Source organism: Providencia sp. PROV141 (assembly GCF_028481645.1).
GTDB lineage: Bacteria > Pseudomonadota > Gammaproteobacteria > Enterobacterales > Enterobacteriaceae > Providencia > Providencia rettgeri.
In genome coordinates, this window is record NZ_JAMPPR010000026.1 from 1 (window position 1) to 19,470 (window position 19,470).

The 19,470-nt window shown below is 42.4% G+C and carries 18 protein-coding genes; 4 read left to right on the plus strand and 14 right to left on the minus strand.

Annotated features, from left to right (window positions below; translation table 11 throughout):
- Positions 1–30: 30 nt before the first annotated feature.
- The 11 genes from pgpA to queA form a co-directional block, all read right to left on the minus strand.
- A complete protein-coding gene (gene pgpA, locus PSF09_RS17715) occupies positions 31–549 on the minus strand; it encodes a phosphatidylglycerophosphatase A (protein ID WP_272665597.1) in 519 nt (172 codons plus the stop codon).
- A 1-nt stretch (position 550) separates the two neighbouring features.
- Complete coding sequence (gene thiL, locus PSF09_RS17720; RefSeq protein ID WP_272665598.1) at positions 551–1,534, minus strand: thiamine-phosphate kinase; 984 nt, start codon at positions 1,532–1,534, stop codon at positions 551–553.
- Positions 1,535–1,777: 243 nt separating this feature from the next.
- Positions 1,778–2,194, minus strand: coding sequence for a transcription antitermination factor NusB (gene nusB / locus PSF09_RS17725; RefSeq protein WP_210837466.1), 417 nt, complete (start codon positions 2,192–2,194; stop codon positions 1,778–1,780).
- A gap of 103 nt (positions 2,195–2,297) precedes the next feature.
- Positions 2,298–2,771, minus strand: a complete 474-nt coding sequence (ribH, locus tag PSF09_RS17730) for a 6,7-dimethyl-8-ribityllumazine synthase (protein ID WP_004905531.1) — start codon at positions 2,769–2,771, stop codon at positions 2,298–2,300.
- A gap of 90 nt (positions 2,772–2,861) precedes the next feature.
- The gene (gene ribD, locus PSF09_RS17735; protein ID WP_272684259.1) at positions 2,862–3,977 is read right to left on the minus strand and encodes a bifunctional diaminohydroxyphosphoribosylaminopyrimidine deaminase/5-amino-6-(5-phosphoribosylamino)uracil reductase RibD; all 1,116 of its coding nucleotides are present in this window, start codon (positions 3,975–3,977) and stop codon (positions 2,862–2,864) included.
- Positions 3,978–3,982: 5 nt separating this feature from the next.
- On the minus strand, positions 3,983–4,432 hold the full coding sequence (nrdR, locus tag PSF09_RS17740) for a transcriptional regulator NrdR (protein WP_210837470.1): 450 nt from the start codon (positions 4,430–4,432) through the stop codon (positions 3,983–3,985).
- 236 nt (positions 4,433–4,668) lie between these two features.
- Entirely contained in the window at positions 4,669–5,637 is a 969-nt protein-coding gene (gene secF / locus PSF09_RS17745) for a protein translocase subunit SecF (protein ID WP_210837472.1), read from the minus strand.
- A gap of 10 nt (positions 5,638–5,647) precedes the next feature.
- Positions 5,648–7,495: a protein translocase subunit SecD gene (secD, locus tag PSF09_RS17750; RefSeq protein ID WP_272684260.1), complete on the minus strand. Its 1,848-nt coding sequence runs from the start codon at positions 7,493–7,495 to the stop codon at positions 5,648–5,650.
- A gap of 26 nt (positions 7,496–7,521) precedes the next feature.
- On the minus strand, positions 7,522–7,854 hold the full coding sequence (yajC, locus tag PSF09_RS17755) for a preprotein translocase subunit YajC (protein ID WP_004905542.1): 333 nt from the start codon (positions 7,852–7,854) through the stop codon (positions 7,522–7,524).
- Positions 7,855–7,948: 94 nt separating this feature from the next.
- A complete protein-coding gene (gene tgt, locus PSF09_RS17760) occupies positions 7,949–9,076 on the minus strand; it encodes a tRNA guanosine(34) transglycosylase Tgt (protein WP_272684261.1) in 1,128 nt (375 codons plus the stop codon).
- A gap of 89 nt (positions 9,077–9,165) precedes the next feature.
- Positions 9,166–10,236: a tRNA preQ1(34) S-adenosylmethionine ribosyltransferase-isomerase QueA gene (queA, locus tag PSF09_RS17765; RefSeq protein ID WP_272684262.1), complete on the minus strand. Its 1,071-nt coding sequence runs from the start codon at positions 10,234–10,236 to the stop codon at positions 9,166–9,168.
- 432 nt (positions 10,237–10,668) lie between these two features.
- On the opposite strand from queA, the gene PSF09_RS17770 reads away from it, so the two are divergent.
- From PSF09_RS17770 to ggt, 3 genes are all read left to right on the plus strand, one after another.
- Positions 10,669–11,280: an acyl carrier protein phosphodiesterase gene (locus PSF09_RS17770; protein ID WP_272665602.1), complete on the plus strand. Its 612-nt coding sequence runs from the start codon at positions 10,669–10,671 to the stop codon at positions 11,278–11,280.
- A 217-nt stretch (positions 11,281–11,497) separates the two neighbouring features.
- Complete coding sequence (locus PSF09_RS17775) at positions 11,498–12,100, plus strand: peroxiredoxin C (RefSeq protein WP_004905550.1); 603 nt, start codon at positions 11,498–11,500, stop codon at positions 12,098–12,100.
- A gap of 239 nt (positions 12,101–12,339) precedes the next feature.
- Positions 12,340–14,106, plus strand: a complete 1,767-nt coding sequence (gene ggt, locus PSF09_RS17780) for a gamma-glutamyltransferase (protein ID WP_272665603.1) — start codon at positions 12,340–12,342, stop codon at positions 14,104–14,106.
- A gap of 58 nt (positions 14,107–14,164) precedes the next feature.
- Here ggt and brnQ read toward each other — a convergent pair whose 3' ends face one another.
- From brnQ to phoB, 3 genes are all read right to left on the minus strand, one after another.
- Positions 14,165–15,490 carry a branched-chain amino acid transport system II carrier protein gene (brnQ, locus tag PSF09_RS17785; RefSeq protein ID WP_004914636.1) on the minus strand — a complete coding sequence of 442 codons (1,326 nt, stop codon included), beginning with the start codon at positions 15,488–15,490 and terminating at the stop codon, positions 14,165–14,167.
- Between the two features lie 490 nt (positions 15,491–15,980).
- Complete coding sequence (phoR, locus tag PSF09_RS17790) at positions 15,981–17,291, minus strand: phosphate regulon sensor histidine kinase PhoR (protein ID WP_272665604.1); 1,311 nt, start codon at positions 17,289–17,291, stop codon at positions 15,981–15,983.
- Between the two features lie 23 nt (positions 17,292–17,314).
- Complete coding sequence (gene phoB, locus PSF09_RS17795) at positions 17,315–18,004, minus strand: phosphate regulon transcriptional regulator PhoB (protein WP_272684263.1); 690 nt, start codon at positions 18,002–18,004, stop codon at positions 17,315–17,317.
- Between the two features lie 250 nt (positions 18,005–18,254).
- Between phoB and sbcD the strand changes: the two genes are divergently transcribed.
- Positions 18,255–19,469, plus strand: coding sequence for an exonuclease subunit SbcD (gene sbcD / locus PSF09_RS17800; RefSeq protein WP_272684264.1), 1,215 nt, complete (start codon positions 18,255–18,257; stop codon positions 19,467–19,469).
- Position 19,470: the final 1 nt, after the last annotated feature.

Below are 19,470 nucleotides of genomic sequence, written 5' to 3' on the forward strand. Positions count from 1 at the left end.
CACCCCTACAATTTGAAATATGACGCGTATTTAATTGGTTGAGAACGGCATAACCTCATACCAAACCAACAACCAAATAGTCACATAAGCAAAAATCGCCGCAATAATATCGTCTATCATGATGCCAAAACCGCCGCTGACTTTTCGGTCAAAAATCCTTATCGGCCATGGCTTCCACATGTCATATATGCGGAAAATAAAGAAGGCAGTGATAACCCATTCATAATCAACAACTGGGATCGCCATGAGAGTAATCCACATCCCGATAAATTCATCCCAAACAATACTGCCATGGTCATGAATTCTCATATCATCGGAAGTGCGCTGGCAAATTAGGCAACCAATCCAAAAGCCTGCGACAATGAGTACCCACACACTCCAAATTGGCATGTTGGCCATTAATAACCAGAAAGGTATCGCAGCAAGAGAGCCCATTGTGCCTGGCACAATAGGTGAAAGGCCACTACCAAATCCTGTGGCCAATAAGTGCCAAGGATTACGCATATTCAGCCGTTTTTTTGCTTCTGCTTTTTCTTGGCGACTAGCCATTCTATGCACCTTCCGAAACAAAATGATCGAAACCTTTTAGGTTTACATCAACTTCTTGGTTATTGCAAAAGTAGCTAATCCCTTCAGACTGCGGCTTAATTTGCCCAATACACGTAAAGCCTGAGCCTGTATGTGCAAGTGCCATCTCTAGCGCCCCGCGGTTAATTTCAGGAACGGTAAAGCAAAGTTCGTAGTCTTCACCACCACTCAAAGACCATAAACGCCCTTGTTCGATACTACAACTTTGTTTCAACGCTTCTGATTGAGGCAATGCATCTAAATTAATGCGCGCACCACAACTACTCGCTTTCAAGATGTGGTTGAGATCAGAAACTAAACCATCCGAAATATCAATCGCAGAAGAAGCCAGGTTTCTCAACGCTTGGCCTTGTAAAATTCGTGGCTGTGGACGTAAATGGCGCGCAATTAGCCATTCTTGATGTTCTAAATTTTTAACATTCAGTTTATCTTGCAAAATAGCAAGGCCAGCAGCGCTATCACCGAGAGTCCCCGTGACATAAATCCAATCGCCATTACGCGCTCCAGCACGGGACATCGCTTTGCCGTTTGGCACTAAGCCATGAACCGTGTAGGTCAAGCTCATCGGGCCGCGGGTTGTATCACCACCAATTAATTGCATGCCATAATAGTTAAGCTGTTCAAACAAACTATCACTAAAAGATTGTAACCAATCACAATCAACACAAGGCAATGTAATTGCCAAAGAAACCCATGCTGGGTCTGCGCCCATCGCTGCGAGGTCACTTAAATTAGATGCTAATGATTTATAAGCAAGATCAGCTGGTGAAATGGTTGGTAGGAAATGAATACCAGAAACGAGAGTGTCAGTGCTTACAGCAAGTTGCTGTTTTTCTGGAATGGTCATCAACGCACAGTCATCCCCAATACCGATATTAACATCACGTCGGTTAGTGGTTTGACGGTTAAAATAACGCGCGATGAGGTCAAATTCGCCATATAACATGGTAGATTTTCCGTTTTCGCTATATCTATTTTCGTTTAAGACGAAGCAAATAATTTACACCCTAATAATTCAATAATAGGTAAATAGCACCGAATTGCTAACCTGAAGATTCTATCTAATTGGTTGCAATTATTCTTCGCTCACCGGCCATTGAAATATCGCGAGCATATAAACACAAAGGTAGACTGGAACCCAGCCTACCTATTTATTACCGTAGTGCTACAGGAGGGAACCCTGATATTATTATTTTTTACGGCGAACCGCAGGTGCAGCTTTGTCTAATACACCGTTAACGAATTTATGGCTATCTTCTGCGCCAAAAACTTTCGCTAATTCAATACCTTCGTTGATTGCGACTTTATAAGGTACATCTTGACGGAAACTTAATTCAAACATGGAGACGCGTAAAATCGCTTTTTCTACCTGCCCTAACTCTTCGAGCTGACGAGATAAATAAGGCGCCATCTGTTGATCTAGTTTTGTTGCGTTAGTCGCAACACCTGATAACAGTTCACGAAAATAGTTTACGTCGACGTCTGACATGTCCTGTTCAGCAATAAACTCATATTCGACTTCAGCAATTGGATTGCCAGATAATTGCCATGAATAAATGGCTTGTACAGCACACTCACGAGCGCGGCGACGAGCAGCAGGTTTCACAAGATTCCCCTTAAATTTAAAAACTGTACACAATAAACACTTGTTGCATTGCGTAATCTACACCGTGATGGCGAAAAAACAGCAACATAGAGCAAATTGTGTATTATTTGCCTTTGATGGCTTTAATTACATTAATCATTTCAAGTGCTGTCAGTGCAGCTTCAGCACCTTTATTACCTGCTTTAGTACCCGCACGTTCAATAGCTTGTTCAATATTTTCAGTGGTTAACACACCAAAAGTCACTGGTACTTCACTGTTCATCGCAACATGAGATAAACCAGAGCTACATTCACCTGCAACGTATTCAAAGTGAGCAGTACCACCACGAATAACGGTACCTAATGCAATCACTGCATCATATTTATTCGTTTCAACCAATGCTTTTGTGGTCAATGGCAGCTCATAAGCGCCTGGAACCCACACAATTGTAATATTGTCATTTGAAACCTGACCAATGCGTTCTAACGCATCAACAGCACCTTCCAGCAGACTATCATTAATAAAGTTGTTAAAACGAGCGATAGCGATAGCAACACGCGCTTGTGGAGCAGCAACAACACCTTTAATTACGTTCATAGCCTTCCTCTAATATTAATTATAACCCGCGGGGCGCGGATTTTATCACATTCTTTCGTGTATCGTACGTATGATTTTCAAAAAAACCATTTACCATACGGGACGAAGCCTGACACGTAGGTCTGGCCCGACTTGCTTCACTTCTGTAAATTCAAATTTTGGCGCATCAACAAGGCCGTTAAGCGGCGGAAAGTCCACCAAACCTCGAGCGCTGTCACCTAGTAATTTAGGTGCAATATAGACAATCAGTTCGTCAACTAAACCTAATTTAAGCAATGAGCCTGCGAGTTTTGCCCCCGCCTCAACCCAAATACTATTCACATTACGTTTAGCCAGTTGCATCATTAAAATAACCAGATCGGTGCCGTTTTCATCTGCTGGAATAGCGATTTGCTCAACTTTTCCTTGCCATACTGCATTTTCATCTGGGTTTGAGCGCACTAACCAACATTCACCATCTAATTGAGTAACTTTATGGTCAGGAGTCACTCGATTGTGGTTATCTAGCACAATACGAATGGGTTGGCGTACTTGGCTTTCTGGATACACTTGTTGGATATCTGATGGGAGCTCGTTCCAACGCACCGTTAAAGAAGGGTCATCAGCAACTACCGTGCTGCTCGTACTTAAAATAGCACTAGCCTCGGCTCGAAGAGCTTGTACATCTTTGCGAGCTGCGGAGCTGGTAATCCATTTGCTTTCCCCTGATTCAAGGGCGGTCTTGCCATCAAGCGAAGCAGCAAGTTTCAACTGGATATAGGGAAACCCGGTACGCATACGTTTTAAAAAGCCACGGTTCGCCGCTTCAGCATCGTCTAATAAAACATTACTACGTGTTTCAATTCCTGCTTGCGACAACATATACAGACCACGGCCTGCAACCTGAGGATTGGGGTCTTGCATGGCGGCAACGACTCGGCTTACACCTGCAGTAATCAGTGCTTCTGCACAAGGTGGAGTGCGGCCGTGATGACTGCAAGGCTCAAGGGTGACATAGGCCGTTGCCCCTTGCGCTTTTTCCCCTGCCATACGCAATGCGTGAACCTCAGCGTGGGGTTCCCCTGCTTTCTGATGATACCCCTCACCGACAATGGCACCATCACGCACAATCACACACCCGACATTTGGATTAGGTGATGTAGTAAAACGCCCTTTTCGTGCCAATTCAAAAGCACGAGCCATATACATGTTGTCTTGTTCAATCATTAGCGTTAATCCTGTAATTTAGCGATTTCTTCGCCAAATTCGCGCACATCTTCAAAGCTGCGGTAAACAGAAGCAAAACGGATATAGGCAACTTTATCGAGCTTTCTCAGTTCTTCCATTACCAAGCTCCCAATCAGTTTAGATGGAACTTCACGCTCCCCCGTGGCTCGCAGTTGGGATTTGATTGATATAATGGCTTGCTCGATGTCATCTGAGCTAACAGGGCGTTTTTCTAATGCTTTTTGCATACCTCGGTTAAGCTTTTCTTCATCAAATGGCTCGCGAACGTCATCACTCTTAATGACACGAGGCATTACCAGCTCTGCAACCTCGAAAGTGGTAAATCGTTCATGGCAAAGCAAACATTGGCGGCGCCTGCGTACTTGAGAGCCTTCACCAACCAGACGCGAGTCGATGACTTTCGTATCTACAGCTGAGCAGAATGGGCAGTGCATAGCGTTTCCTGAATCTATTTACGGAGAACTAGTTTACCCTACTATGCAAGAAAAAACACCCAAGAAGATGCCTCCTAGGGTGCTTGTAACTCTTCATATTTCGCGCTGCAGGAGGGGGTGGCATCATTTATTAACCCTAGTCACATACTTTGTATGCTCCTAGGGATTAATTGCATTTGTCGCCTACCTACAACACAAACTAGTTTGAGTATTAATTATCTTAGCTATTTTCAAATCTAAGGCAGTAATGACTCTTGGTCAGCACCTTCTTTTTCGACTTTCGCTTGCATCAAGTGTTCACGCTTCATACCCATCTTCAATGCTAATGCAGAAGCAACATAAATAGATGAGATAGTACCGATAGTTACACCGATTAACATAACCAACGAGAAGCCTTCTAACATTGCGCCACCGAACAGGTATAGCATCAGAACCACTAACAATGTGGTGGCTGATGTCATGATGGTACGGCTCAATGTTTGCGTCAAAGAGACGTTCATGATTTCGTACGGTGTACCACGGCGTATTTTACGGAAGTTTTCACGGATACGGTCTGATACAACGATACTGTCGTTCAGTGAGTAACCAATAACTGACATCAATGATGCTACTATAGTCATATCTATCTCTATATGGAACAAAGACAGAATACCTAAAGTGATCACCACGTCATGCGCAAGAGATAACACGGCACCCGCAGCCAAACGCCATTCAAAACGGAAACCAACATAGATAAGGATACAAATCAACGCAGTTAACAGAGCCAAAGCCCCTGTTTGTGCTAATTCAGCCCCAACACTAGGCCCCACGAATTCAATACGTTTTACGGTTGCTTTATCATCCACATTTTGGTTGATAATCGTGATAATTTCTTTACCGACTTCTTGACCAGCAGTGCCTTCAATTGGCGGAATACGGATCATGATATCGCGGCTGCTACCAAAGTTTTGGATTAGTGGATCTTTATGATTCGAGTTAGACAAGCTATCACGAATTTTATCCAAATCAGCTGGCTGACTTAAGTTGATTTCAATTACCGTACCACCGGTGAAATCTAAGCCCCAGTTAAAACCTTTGACGCCAATAATCACAAAAGAAGCTATCAGTAATACGATAGAAATGCTAAAGGCAACGTTGTCCCAGCGCATAAAGTCATAAACTTTACGGCCATAGTTCAATTGTTCAACAGTATAATCCTGTGCCACAACGTGCTCCTTAAATTGACAGCTTGTTAATACGTTTACCGCCGTAAAGCAGGTTCACGATAGCACGTGTACCAACGATAGCTGTAAACATAGAGGTTGCGACACCAATCGCTGTCGTAATCGCAAAGCCTTTAATAGACCCAGTACCCACTGCATATAGAATAATCGCAGTGATCAGTGTCGTTAAGTTTGCGTCTGTAATACTTGAGAAGGCGCCTTTATACCCTTCATGAATTGCTTGCTGAACAGATCGACCGTTCTTGAGCTCTTCCTTAATCCGTTCGTTAATTAGAACGTTCGCATCGACGGCAACCGCAAGAGTTAACACGATACCGGCAATACCAGGCATAGTCAGAGTTGCGCCCGGTAATAAGGACATCACCCCAACAATTAACACCAAGTTTGCCAACAGCGCGCTACTCGCAATCAGACCAAATTTACGATAGTAAATAATCATAAACAGGATAGAAGCTAACAGACCTGCGATACATGCTTTCAGCCCTTGCTCGATATTTTGCATACCTAGTGTTGGACCAATGGTACGTTCTTCAACAATTTGGATTGGCGCAATCAATGCACCTGCACGTAACAGTAATGAAAGCTGGCGAGCTTCAGTGCCGTTATTAATACCAGTAATACGGAATTTGCTACCAAAACGTGCAGAAATACGTGCCGCATTGATGACTTTTTCATCTTTCACCAAAATTGAACGGCCTGTTGCATCTTTCTTGCCACTGTCTTTGTATTCAACAAACAGCGTTGCCATCAGCTTGTCTTGGTTATCACGTGTAAAGTCAGACATGATAGAACCACCAGAACTATCAAGACTGATACTCACTTGTGGTTGACCGTTTTCATCCGCATCAGATGTTGAGTCGGTAATATGGTCACCCGTTAAGATCACACGCTTATATAAGACATAAGGCATGCCTTCACGGTCATATTTAACTTCTGAATCACCTGGTACACGGCCACTTTCCGCTGCAGAAGAATCCACGGCGGTATTCACTAGACGGAATTCTAATGTCGCAGTCGCACCTAAAATCTCTTTTGCGCGCGCAGTATCTTGAATACCCGGTAATTCAACCACAATTCGGTCAGCGCCTTGGCGTTGAACGAGTGGCTCCGCAACACCTAATTGGTTTACACGGTTGCGAATAATAGTAATGTTCTGAGAAACCGCATAGTTACGTGCTTCACGTAAACGCTCGTCAGTCATAACAGCAATCATCGTGTTATCGCTGCCATCACTAAAGACTAAGTCTGGGTATTTACGAGACAATGCTTTTTCAGCTTGGCTACGATCATCCGCGTTACGGAAACGAACTTCCACGCTGTAATCATTGCCTTTACGAATAGAAGAGTACGCAATGCCTTCTTGACGCAGGTCATTACGCAAACCATCCATGTTTTGTTCCTGCAATTTACCTAATGCAGTGTCCATATCAACTTCCATCAGGAAGTGAACCCCACCACGCAGATCAAGACCCAGCTTCATCGGTTCACCACCGACAGCTTCGAGCCACTTAGGCGTTGCAGGTGCAAGGTTTAGTGCAACAACATACTGGTCACCCAGTGCATTCATGATCACTTCACGTGCACGTAACTGAACATCAGAGTTGTTGAATCGGGCTAAAATGGCCCCATTTTCTAGAGAGATAGATTTACTCTCAATTTTATCGTCTTTTAACGATTTCTGGACTTGGATCAGCGTTTGTTCATTGGCGGCGGTTCCCCGCACGCCAGTGATCTGAACAGCCGGATCCTCACCATATAGGTTTGGAAGTGCATAAAGCAAACCGATGAGGATCGCGAAGATCAACATCAGATACTTCCACAAAGGATAACGGTTTAGCACGGCAGTTCCCTTCGGGAGAATCAGAATTAAATTGCTTTCATTGTGCCTTTAGGTAAAACAGCAGCAACGAAATCACGTTTGATGGTTACTTCTGTGTTCTCACTCAGCTCAAGAACCACATAACCGGTTTCAGACACTTTAGTTACACGTCCGATTAAACCGCCAGTTGTTAAAACTTCATCACCTTTAGTGATAGATTCCATCAATTTACGGTGTTCTTTCGCACGTTTTTGCTGTGGACGCAAAATCATGAAATAGAAGATCAGCGCGAAAACAACAAGCATGATAACCATAGTGTACGGGCTACCTTGCGCTGGTGCACCTGCTGACGCCGCTGCTTCAGAAATAAAAAAACTCATTCAACTTTCCTCATTGTTTTATTGAAAGCAATTTTACATACAAAAAAGCTAAGTTTGATATGCTACACAGATTAATGGCATTTCGCACTTAAATTCATTCGATATTTAATGAAGGTTCAGGTTTACCAATCTTTTGGTAAAAATCTTTAGCAAACTCTTCAAAATTCCCATTTTCAATGGCTTGGCGAATACCGGCCATCAAGCGCTGGTAATAACGTAAATTATGGATGGTATTGAGCCTTGCACCAAGAATTTCATTACATCTATCAAGGTGATGCAGATAAGCACGGCTATAATGACGACAAGTATAGCAGTCACAATCAGCATCCAGCGTCGATGTGTCTGATTTATACTTAGCATTACGAATTTTTACCACGCCATTTGTCACAAATAAATGCCCATTTCGTGCATTTCGTGTTGGCATCACACAATCGAACATATCAATACCGCGACGAACCCCTTCCACTAAATCTTCAGGCTTACCAACCCCCATTAAGTAACGAGGTTTATCCGCTGGAATTTGCGGGCAGACATGTTCTAAGATTCGGTGCATATCTTCTTTCGGTTCGCCAACGGCTAAGCCGCCTACAGCGTACCCATCAAAGCCGATTTCCACCAGCCTCTTAACTGAAATATCACGTAAATCTTCGTAAACACTACCTTGAATAATACCGAATAAGGCATTTTTATTGTTTAGTTCGTCAAAACGTTGGCGGCTACGTGCAGCCCAACGCAGTGACATTTCCATTGATGTCTTTGCATAGTCCCAATCTGCTGGATATGGCGTACACTCGTCAAAAATCATGACAATGTCTGAGCCAAGGTCATACTGAATTTCCATCGACTTTTCAGGACTTAGGAAAACTTTTTCACCGTTGATTGGGTTGCGAAAATGCACACCTTCTTCTTTAATTTTGCGCATCGCACCAAGACTGAAGACCTGAAAACCACCTGAATCGGTTAAAATTGGGCCTTGCCATTGCATAAAGTCATGGAGATCGCCATGTAACTTCATGATTTCTTGCCCTGGGCGCAACCACAAGTGGAAAGTATTCCCTAATAAGATTTGAGCGCCGGTTTCTTTGACTTCTTCCGGTGTCATACCCTTAACTGTACCGTAGGTTCCTACTGGCATAAATGCAGGGGTTTCCACCACACCACGCTCAAAGACTAAGCGACCACGGCGTGCATTGCCATCGGTCGTTTGTAATTCATATTTCACGTTTGCCTCCTAGCAGCAGAAAAACAGTCTGTTGCTATCGATAATATTAATTTGCTAAGCAAGCAGCCGATGCCACCGCTTCAAACTGATTACTCACCAATTTTCTCAAATCGAGCTTTTGTATTGGGGGTAATAAACATAGCATCACCATAACTAAAGAAACGGTATTTTTGTTCAACGGCTTCTTTATATGCATTCATGGTGTTTTTGTATCCAGCAAACGCAGAAACCAACATAATTAATGTCGATTCTGGTAAGTGGAAGTTGGTGATCAGTGCATCTATCACCTGATATTCATACCCTGGATAAATAAAGATTTGGGTATCATCAAAAAATGGAGCTATTAATGCATCTTGGCTCGCTTTTGCGGCACTTTCTAGCGACCGAACCGACGTCGTCCCAACAGCGATAACACGATTACCTCGTGCTTTACAGGCTAAAACAGCGTTTACGACCTCTTGTGGCACTTCTGCATATTCAGAATGCATAATGTGATCTTCGATAGTATCAACCCGTACAGGTTGAAAGGTACCGGCTCCCACATGCAATGTCACAAACGCCATTTCTACGCCTTTTTGGCGCAATGCTTCAAGTAACGGCTCATCAAAGTGTAAACCTGCCGTTGGTGCCGCAACAGCACCTGGTTTTTCGCTATACACGGTTTGATAAAGTTCTTTATCAGACTCTTCATCAGGACGGTCAATATAAGGTGGCAGAGGCATATGACCAATTTGGTTTAGAATGCTTAATACATCACGTTCATCGTCAAAACGCAGTTCAAACAATGCACCATGACGTGCGACCATCGTCGCTTTCACGCTTTCATCTTCGCCTAGCAGTAATTCAGCCCCTTCTTTTGGTGCTTTTGATGCCCTAACATGAGCGAGTACGCGGTGTTCATCCAACATACGCTCAATCAGAACTTCAATTTTACCACCGCTAACTTTGCGCCCAAATAACCGTGCGGGGATCACGCGAGTATTATTGAACACCAGTAAGTCACCATGCTCCAATTTTTCTAGAATATCGGTAAAAACACCATGCGTGAGCTGCCCTGAGCCGCCATCTAGGCTTAATAAACGGCAAGCACTACGCTCAGCCTGCGGATAATGGGCAATCAGTTCTTCAGGTAATTCAAAAGTAAAATCGGAAACACGCATTGTATTGACATCAATCTAAAAAAACAGGCGACTAGTCTAGTGCCGCACTGACTTTGGCGCAAGAAATAAGCGCAAAATCGCACAAAAAAGCACCATTATTTAACAAATATTTTGTTAGCAAAAAATTCTGCGTACTATTTATCCATTCAAAGAATGAATTATTTCAATCTTACTCACTTTTCATGACAGATTTATTTCTATTGTTTTTCTTCATTTCTCAATGTTCATACACCATGAATTTCGGATTCAAAGCAATTACTGCTATAGTTTGAGCAATCAAAAAGTTAGCTAAGCTGCGCTGCATGTCCTATGGATTTCGAATCACAGGTAGGCAGCAAGTAAAGATATCCCGATGAGCATACATGAGTATGTGATTCGGGTGGCTTTACGAAGCTAACACCCCTGTGGTTTGAAAGACGACGGACATTTTATGTGAACTATTTAGCGCACCTCCATTTGGCCCACCTCGCTGACAGCTCCTTACTCGGCAACATCATGGCTGACTACGTCCGCGGCAACCCTACGGGCCTTTATTCGCCCGAAATTGTCTCTGGTATCTTTATGCATCGAACTGTCGACCGCGTTACAGATACTCACCCTTTAGTCAAAGAAGCTAAATTGTTGTTTCGTGATGAGTATCGCCGTGTTGCACCTATAACCTTAGATTTAGTTTGGGATCATTTTTTATCTTTGCATTGGTCAACTATTGAACCATCAATACCGCTAGTAGACTTTGTACGTGACTGCCGAAAAATTATTGAGCCGCAGCTTTGTCATACCCCTGAAAAATTCCAGGAGTTAAATGAATACCTCTGGCCTCAGCGATGGTTAATTTGCTATGCAGATAAAAATTATATTGGAAAATCACTGAATGGTATGGCAAGAAGACGGCCAAAGCTTAGCGCACTAAGTGGTTCATTTGACGACTTTTTATTACAATATGATGCATTAGAAACTATTTTCTTTCAATTTTATCCACAAATGATGGCTAATGCGCTGCAACATTTTTTTGTACAGACTGTCACAATTAACACAAAGGAATAAATTAAAGCTTGCACTTTAGTGGAATAAAACTATCTTATTGATATTAGTTTGATAAACCAGTACTATTGATAGCCAAAACCTATCACAATAATTGGTTTAAATGTCTTTATTATCAAAAGATATTTTTCTATTCTTTTGGAAGTCTATGTCCATACTATTTATCAGTGATTAAATAGACAGGACAACAAACTTTAATTCAAACTCATAGGAGTAAATTATGGTTCTGGTAACACGTCAAGCCCCTGACTTTACTGCTGCAGCTGTTTTAGGTAATGGTGAAATCGTTGATAACTTCAACCTGAAAACCCACCTGAACGGCCGTCCAGCTGTGATCTTCTTCTGGCCAATGGACTTTACTTTTGTTTGTCCTTCAGAGCTTATCGCATTTGACCACCGCTACGAAGAATTCAAAAAACGTGGCGTAGAAGTTGTTGGTGTTTCTTTTGACTCTGAGTTTGTTCATAACGCATGGCGTAAAACACCAGTAGATAACGGCGGTATTGGTGAAGTTAAATATCCAATGGTTGCTGATATCAAACGCGAAATCATCAAAGCTTATGGTATCGAACACCCAGATGCAGGCGTTGCACTGCGTGGTTCTTTCCTCGTTGACAAAAACGGCGTTGTCCGTCACCAAGTCGTTAATGACCTGCCACTAGGCCGTAACATTGACGAAATGCTGCGTATGGTTGACGCACTGCAATTCCACGAAGAGCACGGTGATGTTTGCCCAGCTCAGTGGGAAAAAGGCCAAGAAGGTATGAATGCATCTCCAAAAGGCGTTGCTGACTACCTGACTAAAAACTCTGCAAAACTGTAATTCGTTACGCGAGTTTTAGAAAAGCGGGCATCAAGCCCGCTTTTTACTTTTTGTGAACCAAGTCTATCTTTTCTCTTCCTACTCGCATTTATTCCACTCAGTTAACAATTCTTAACTCAAATACTCAATGTTTTGTATTATTGTGTGCTATACAATAAAGACACAAATAATTAACAAATCATTCATATTGAATATTTGTGCGATAGAACAACTCAACTAACCCTAACTGGGAGATACGAATGATAAAAACATCATTACGCCCTGCGGTTCTATTTCTTTCCTTACTTGTTTCTAATCAACTGTATGCCGCCTCTGAACCTGCCGTTGAAGCGAAAAAAGGTATGGTTGTTTCCTCCCAACATTTAGCATCACAAATTGGGGCTGATATTCTAAAATCAGGCGGCAATGCTATTGATGCCGCTGTTGCGGTAGGATATGCACAAGCCGTAGTTAACCCTTGCTGTGGCAATATCGGCGGTGGTGGCTTTATGACTATTCATCTAGCCGATGGCAAAGATTTATTTATTAATTTCAGAGAAACCGCGCCCGGTGCCGCTAGTGCAGATATGTATTTAGATAAAGACGGCAAACTAATCAAAGATGCGAGCCTATATGGCTATCTCGCGTCAGGTGTACCGGGTACCGTTAAAGGCTTAGACTATGCCTTAGAAAAATACGGTACGATGAGCCGCCAGCAAGTGATGGCGCCGGCTATTAAATTAGCTAGAGAAGGCTTTGTGCTGACTAGAGCGGATACTGATGTTCTCGACACCACGACAGAACGTTTTAAACAAGACCCAGAAGTCGCACGTATCTTCTTAAAACCTGATGGTAGTTCTTTCCAACCCGGTGACTTGTTAGTTCAGACTGATTTAGCTAATACCTTAGAAAAAATTGCCCAAAACGGTCCTTCTGCTTTTTACGAAGGAGAGATCCCCAAAATTGTTGAAGAAGCCTCCAAGAAAAATGGGGGCATCTTAACCGCAAAAGATTTTGCGGATTTTACTATCACAGATACAGCCCCTGTTAGCTGTACCTATAGAGGCTATCAATTTATTTCAGCACCACCACCAAGTTCAGGTGGAGTGACTATCTGCCAAACGCTTAATATCTTAGAAGGGTATGACCTTAAAGAAATGGGCTTTAACTCTGCCGACTATATTCATACTCTTACAGAAGCAATGCGCCATGCCTATATGGATAGAAACACCTTCTTAGGCGACCCTGAATTTGTCGATAATCCAACGGAAAAGCTACTCAGCAAAGCCTATGCAGAAGAGCTACGCAAAGAAATCAAACCCAACCAAGCAACGCCATCAACTCAGGTTCAACCAGGAATAGGGCCTCACGAAAAACCGGAGACTACACATTATTCTGTTGTTGATGAAAAAGGAAACGCAGTTTCAACCACTTACACGATTAATGGTCGCTTTGGCTCTGTGGTGATCCCGCCCGGAACTGGCTTTTTCTTGAACGATGAAATGGATGACTTCACCACCAAAGTAGGTGAAAAAAACCTGTATGGTTTAGTACAAGGGGAGCGCAACTCTATTGCTCCAGGTAAGCGCCCACTATCCTCGATGAGCCCGACTATCGTGACGAAAGATGGCAAAGTATTTTTAGTTCTCGGTTCCCCAGGAGGCTCACGGATTATTTCGATTACGCTGCAAACTGCTTTAAATATTATCGACCATGGTATGCCACCACAAGAAGCCGTTAATGCACCGCGTATTCACCATCAGTGGCTCCCTGATGAGGTCTATTATGAGCAAAGAGGGGTTTCTAAAGACACCTTAGCGCTACTCGATAAAATGGGTTACCAGATGGTTGAACAAACACCATGGGGTGCCGCCGAGCTGATTATGGTCGCGATCCCTGAAGGCGCTGGTGTTAGTGCCAAGTCTTCGGGTAATGATTCTGCTGTTTCGGGGAAAGTTCGTGAAGGCTTCATTTATGGCTCTAACGATGTACGCCGTCCAGCAGGGAGCGCTGTCGGTGTTGATTAATGGCCCAATAAAATAGAAAAAGGAGCTATTTAGCTCCTTTTTTTGTAATTTCAACTAATTACACTTGTTTATGCTGTGCAGCAGGTGACACAAACTTATCGCATAAAATTGCCACGACCATCACAACAACCGTTGGTAATACCCAGACTAAGTCTTGTTTATACAGTGGCATTGCTGTCATCCATTCAGGAATATAACCTTTAAGATGATCTGACGCCTTTACGGCACCGATTAAACCGACGACAAAGCTAACTAACATTGTCGGCGCAATCACTATCGTTGGGTTTTTCCACCACTTCAAAGTAAAGCTTAATAAAATTAAGACAATACAGGGCGGATAAATTGAAACTAGCACGGGTAATGAGAAGGCGATTAACTTACTTAAACCTAAGTTTGAGATCACCATGGAGAACACACCCAAGATCAACACCAGTTTACGGTAAGAAATCGGTACATAGCGGCTAAAGAACTCGGCACAGGCACAAGTTAAACCCACGGCAGTGACCATACAGGCAACAAAGATTAATACCGCAAGGAAGAAGCTACCGTAATTACCAAAAGTATATTGAACATAGGTATGTAAAATATCAGCGCCATCAGCAGGGTTGGGAATTAACGAACCGCTATTCTCACCAAGCTTAAACAAGGACAAATAAACCAGAGTTAATAATACCCCTGCAATTAACCCTGCCCACATAGTGTAACGAGTTAATAATGAAGAGTTTTCGATACCCCTTGAACGTGCCGCATTAACAATAACGATACCAAATACCATAGCACCAAGGGTGTCCATAGTTAGATAACCATTGATAAAACCGTTCGAGAAAGCCATCTCACGGTATTCTATTGTAGAAGGGATCGGATCCCCCGCAGGCCACATGACAGCCGCAATACCCAAAATAGCCAAGGCTAACATTTTTACAGGCGCTAAAATGTGCCCAACGCTATCGAGCAGTTTTCCAGGATATAGTGAAATACCGATAACTAGAACGAAGTAAACTACGCTGTAGATAAGTAATAGCATATCGGACTCGCCACCGAATAAGGGTGCGATACCGACTTTATAGGATACAGTTGCCGTTCTTGGCGTTGCGAATAGAGGCCCTACAGACAAATAAGCGACAACCGCCAATAGTAACCCTGCCGTTTTGCCTACAGGTGTACTGAGCGCTTCAATCCCCCCACCTACTTTAGCTAGTGCAATAACGGTTAAAACAGGTAAACCCACGCCTGTAACCAAAAACCCTAGTGCCGCAGTCCAAACTTGTTCCCCTGCCTGCAAGCCAACCATAGGAGGAAAGATAATGTTTCCTGCCCCGACGAATAACGCAAAAGTCATAAAGCCTAATGCGATGATATCTCTTGATGATAAACGATGAGCCATATTATGTTATTTTTAAGTGACAAAATAGAAAATTATGGGTTTACACTTAGCAACCCTTTGAAATATATATAGCGAGATAGAATTCTGATAAACATACTGTTAACAATATAAAAAAGCATGTTTGTTTGTATCATACGAAATGAAAAGTCAAAAAACAGAAAAATTCGCCAATAACTGACAACAAGTAGAACTTTTATAGGGAAAAAAGGCAATAGCAAACCGAAAAACAAGAATAAATAACTAAACTAATTTTCAGAACTAGTGATTACTTTCAGTAAAATCCTAATACTCGTTATATACCTTGCTCGAAAAATAAACAACTCGTCTTTTTCTGGTGATTATAATTGATTATTTAACAGAATATATAATTGATGTGATAACAATAATCAGCATTAAATATATATATTTTGAATTGAATACAGATATGGGTTGATAAATAGAAATAATCCACTTTATTAATATTTTGATTACATTAACAAAGTGGAATTATTTACCCATTTTTAAGTTTTTTGTCATCAACAATAAATACTGGCGGTAAAGTAAATGAAAACTCACTTCCTTTACCTAATTGGCTTGTTACCACCAATTGGCTGCTATGGTGTTGTAGTGCATGTTTAACAATAGCCAACCCAAGACCGGTACCTCCACCACCTTGACGGGAGCGTGCTTTATCTACCCGATAAAACCGTTCTGTCAAACGAGGAATATGCTCTGCGGGTATCCCTTGCCCGTTATCTCTCACACTAAAGCGAGCACCCTGACCATTTCTTTGCCATTCAACCCAAATTTTGGTGCCTTCTGGCGTATGGCTAATTGCGTTATAGACTAAATTCGCCACTGCACTTCGTAATTGTTCTTCATTGCCATGGACACGCAATTTTTCATCAACATGAAATTCAAACTGGTGGCGCCCTTGGCTTAAACTGAGTGCTTCTTGTTCAATCATTTTGAGAATGACGGGGATATTCACTTGCTCATCAAGGTTAATTTGAGGAGCAATTTCTATACGTGATAACTGCAAAAGCTGTTTGACCAAGTTATCCATACGATGAGTTTGCTCTTGCATGACATGCAGTGCTTTTTTATTGACCGCAGTGACATTTTCTTGGTCATCCATGACCTCAAGGTAGCCTTGAATGACAGTAAGAGGAGTTCGTAGTTCATGGCTTACATTCGCAAAGAAGTCCCTACGCGCCTTTTCCAAACGTCGTTTTTCTGTCACATCTCGAGCTACCATCAATAATTGCCCTTCGGTATACGGCAAGATACGAAATTCAACAATTTCACCACTATTCAGCTCGATAGTCAGTGCTTGGTCATAACGCTTAATGGTGAAGTAGCGGCTAAAATCTGGGTAACGTAATAAATTAAAAATATGTTGGCCATTATCTTCAGGCCAACGGAAGCCGAGTAAAGCCTGCGCATGACGATTACACCAGAAGATATTCCCTTCTGTTGTCATCATAACTACTGCATCAGGTAGTGATTCTGCACCACTACGAAACCGTTTAATTAACTGACCTAGCTCACGACGGCGTTTACGATTACGTTGTTGCATCTGGTAGATGCCATAAAATATCGGTTCCCACCCACCTCTCCCCTCGGGGGGTAACATGCTTTTATCTAGCCACAACCAGTAAGAGAGTTTAAGTAAGTTATACCCATGCCATGTCAGTGCAGCAAGTAGCGATATCACTAATAGCCACGCTAGGTGGCCAATAAAAACCGATAAGATAAGGGCGGGTAAGATAAATAAAAACAGCCCCCAAATCAGCTGCTTAATCGATAAACGTTCAAGCACGCATGCCTCTCCCTTTGTGGTTTTTAGTAACGGATAGAAAAACGATAACCTGTACCGCGTACAGTTTGTACCATTTTATCATGACCTTCCGTCTCTAGCGCCTTTCTTAACCGCCGAATATGTACGTCGACAGTTCTATCTTCCACATACACATTAGCTCCCCATACATAATTTAGTAGCTGTTCTCTACTATATACGCGTTCAGGGTGAGTCATGAAGAAATGCAGTAATTTATATTCAGTTGGGCCCATATCGATAGGGATTTCATTGCTGGTCACACGATGAGATGTAGGGTCTAACATTAACCCATTCATTTCAATAATATCTTCCGTCGCCATTGGTGAAATACGGCGTAAAATTGCCTTTACCCGAGCGATTAATTCCTTTGGTGAAAACGGCTTAATCAGATAGTCATCCGCGCCAACTTCCAAACCTTTTACGCGGTCTTCTTCTTCGCCTCGTGCAGTCAACATCATGACAGGAACGTCACGTGTTGCGCTATCACGCTTCATATGTTTAATTACTTGGATTCCAGATCCCCCTGGGATCATCCAATCCAGGAGTACGAGGTCAGGCAAAGGGTCAACGAGTTGTGCAATCGCACTGTCATAATCATCAGCTTCAATAGGCTGAAAACCATTCTGTTCTAATACAAAACAAACCATTTCTCGGATGGGCGCTTCATCTTCAACAACTAGAATGCGTCTTGCCATGATTGTTCCTGTAAAATTAAGAAGACATTTAAAATGTGAAAGCATTATGCGTCACTTTTATGACAGAATTATGAATATCAATGGGTGAAACTCATATTAATCTTTATTTTAACGGTTAAATGTCATTTAAGTGAAATATTTCCGCAACATGGTAATAAAGTCGCAAACATCCCTCAACGAGTTATCTGGATCAGGTATACTCAATTATCGAACGTTCGTGCACATTATTGATGACAGGAATTAATAGCTCATGCGCATTATTCATACTTCAGACTGGCACCTTGGTCAGTATTTTTTTACCAAAAGCCGTGCGCCTGAGCACCAACATTTCTTGAATTGGCTCGTTGAACAAGTGGAATTACATCATGTTGATGCTGTCATCGTTGCAGGTGATATCTTCGATACAGGCTCCCCGCCAAGCTATGCACGTGAACTGTACAACAAATTTATTGTTGATTTACAAAAAACAGGCTGCCAGCTGGTTATTTTAAGCGGTAATCACGACTCTGTTTCTGTACTCAATGAATCAAGTGCTCTACTTCGTTACTTAAATACACAAGTCATTACGTCGGGAAGTGAGCCACATGTTATTACCTTAGTAAATAAACAGGCTCAACCTATTGGTTTAGTCTGTGCCATTCCTTTTTTACGCCCTCGAGATATTCAACTAAGTATTGCAGGGCAAGATATTGAAGAGAAACAACACTCGCTGCAAACAGCGATTCATGATCATTACCAAGCCAGCTACCAACTCGCACTAGAGCAGCGAACCGCTTTGGGGCTGGATATTCCAATTATTGCAACAGGCCATTTAACCGTTGTCGGCGCAGCCTTAACTAACTCTGTACGAGATATTTATATTGGTACGTTAGATGCGTTTCCTTCAGGGGCTTTTCCACCTGCTGACTATATTGCCCTTGGCCATATTCACCGTCCCCAAGTGATTGGAGGACAAGAAAGTATTCGCTACTGCGGTTCACCTATTGCATTGAGCTTTGACGAAACGGCACAACAAAAAAGCGTCTGCCTTGTTGAATTCAGTGGAAGTAAATTGACTCAAGTCACACCATTGGAAATCCCTATTATTCAGCCATTACAAAGCATTAAAGGCGCCTTAAACCAAATAGAACAGCAATTAGAGATATGGAAAGATTACCAAGGTGATAAACCGGTTTGGCTTGATATTGAAGTTGCTTCACAAGATTACCTCGCTGATATCCAACAACGTATTGAAGCTTTGACACAAGAGCTCCCAGTCGAAGTCGTAATACTACGCCGCGCACGCAAGCAAATACAGGGACAAAGCCAAACCTTAGCTAATGAAACATTGAGTGAACTCACCGTAGAAGACGTTTTTTTACGCCGCCTTGCTCAAGAGTCTTTAGATGATCCTGAGCGTGAACAGCGTCTAGTACAGCTATTTCAACAATCTTATGACGCATTGCAAATGAGCAAGGAAAGTTAAT

Coding starts and splice junctions, on each gene's coding strand:
- pgpA (WP_272665597.1), bottom strand. CDS start 549: ATGGCTAGTCGCCAAGAAAAAGCAGAAGCAAAAAAACGGCTGAATATG.
- thiL (WP_272665598.1), bottom strand. CDS start 1,534: ATGTTATATGGCGAATTTGACCTCATCGCGCGTTATTTTAACCGTCAA.
- ribH (WP_004905531.1), bottom strand. CDS start 2,771: ATGAACGTAATTAAAGGTGTTGTTGCTGCTCCACAAGCGCGTGTTGCT.
- ribD (WP_272684259.1), bottom strand. CDS start 3,977: ATGATTGAACAAGACAACATGTATATGGCTCGTGCTTTTGAATTGGCA.
- nrdR (WP_210837470.1), bottom strand. CDS start 4,432: ATGCACTGCCCATTCTGCTCAGCTGTAGATACGAAAGTCATCGACTCG.
- yajC (WP_004905542.1), bottom strand. CDS start 7,854: ATGAGTTTTTTTATTTCTGAAGCAGCGGCGTCAGCAGGTGCACCAGCG.
- queA (WP_272684262.1), bottom strand. CDS start 10,236: ATGCGTGTTTCCGATTTTACTTTTGAATTACCTGAAGAACTGATTGCC.
- PSF09_RS17775 (WP_004905550.1), top strand. CDS start 11,498: ATGGTTCTGGTAACACGTCAAGCCCCTGACTTTACTGCTGCAGCTGTT.
- ggt (WP_272665603.1), top strand. CDS start 12,340: ATGATAAAAACATCATTACGCCCTGCGGTTCTATTTCTTTCCTTACTT.
- brnQ (WP_004914636.1), bottom strand. CDS start 15,490: ATGGCTCATCGTTTATCATCAAGAGATATCATCGCATTAGGCTTTATG.
- phoB (WP_272684263.1), bottom strand. CDS start 18,004: ATGGCAAGACGCATTCTAGTTGTTGAAGATGAAGCGCCCATCCGAGAA.
- sbcD (WP_272684264.1), top strand. CDS start 18,255: ATGCGCATTATTCATACTTCAGACTGGCACCTTGGTCAGTATTTTTTT.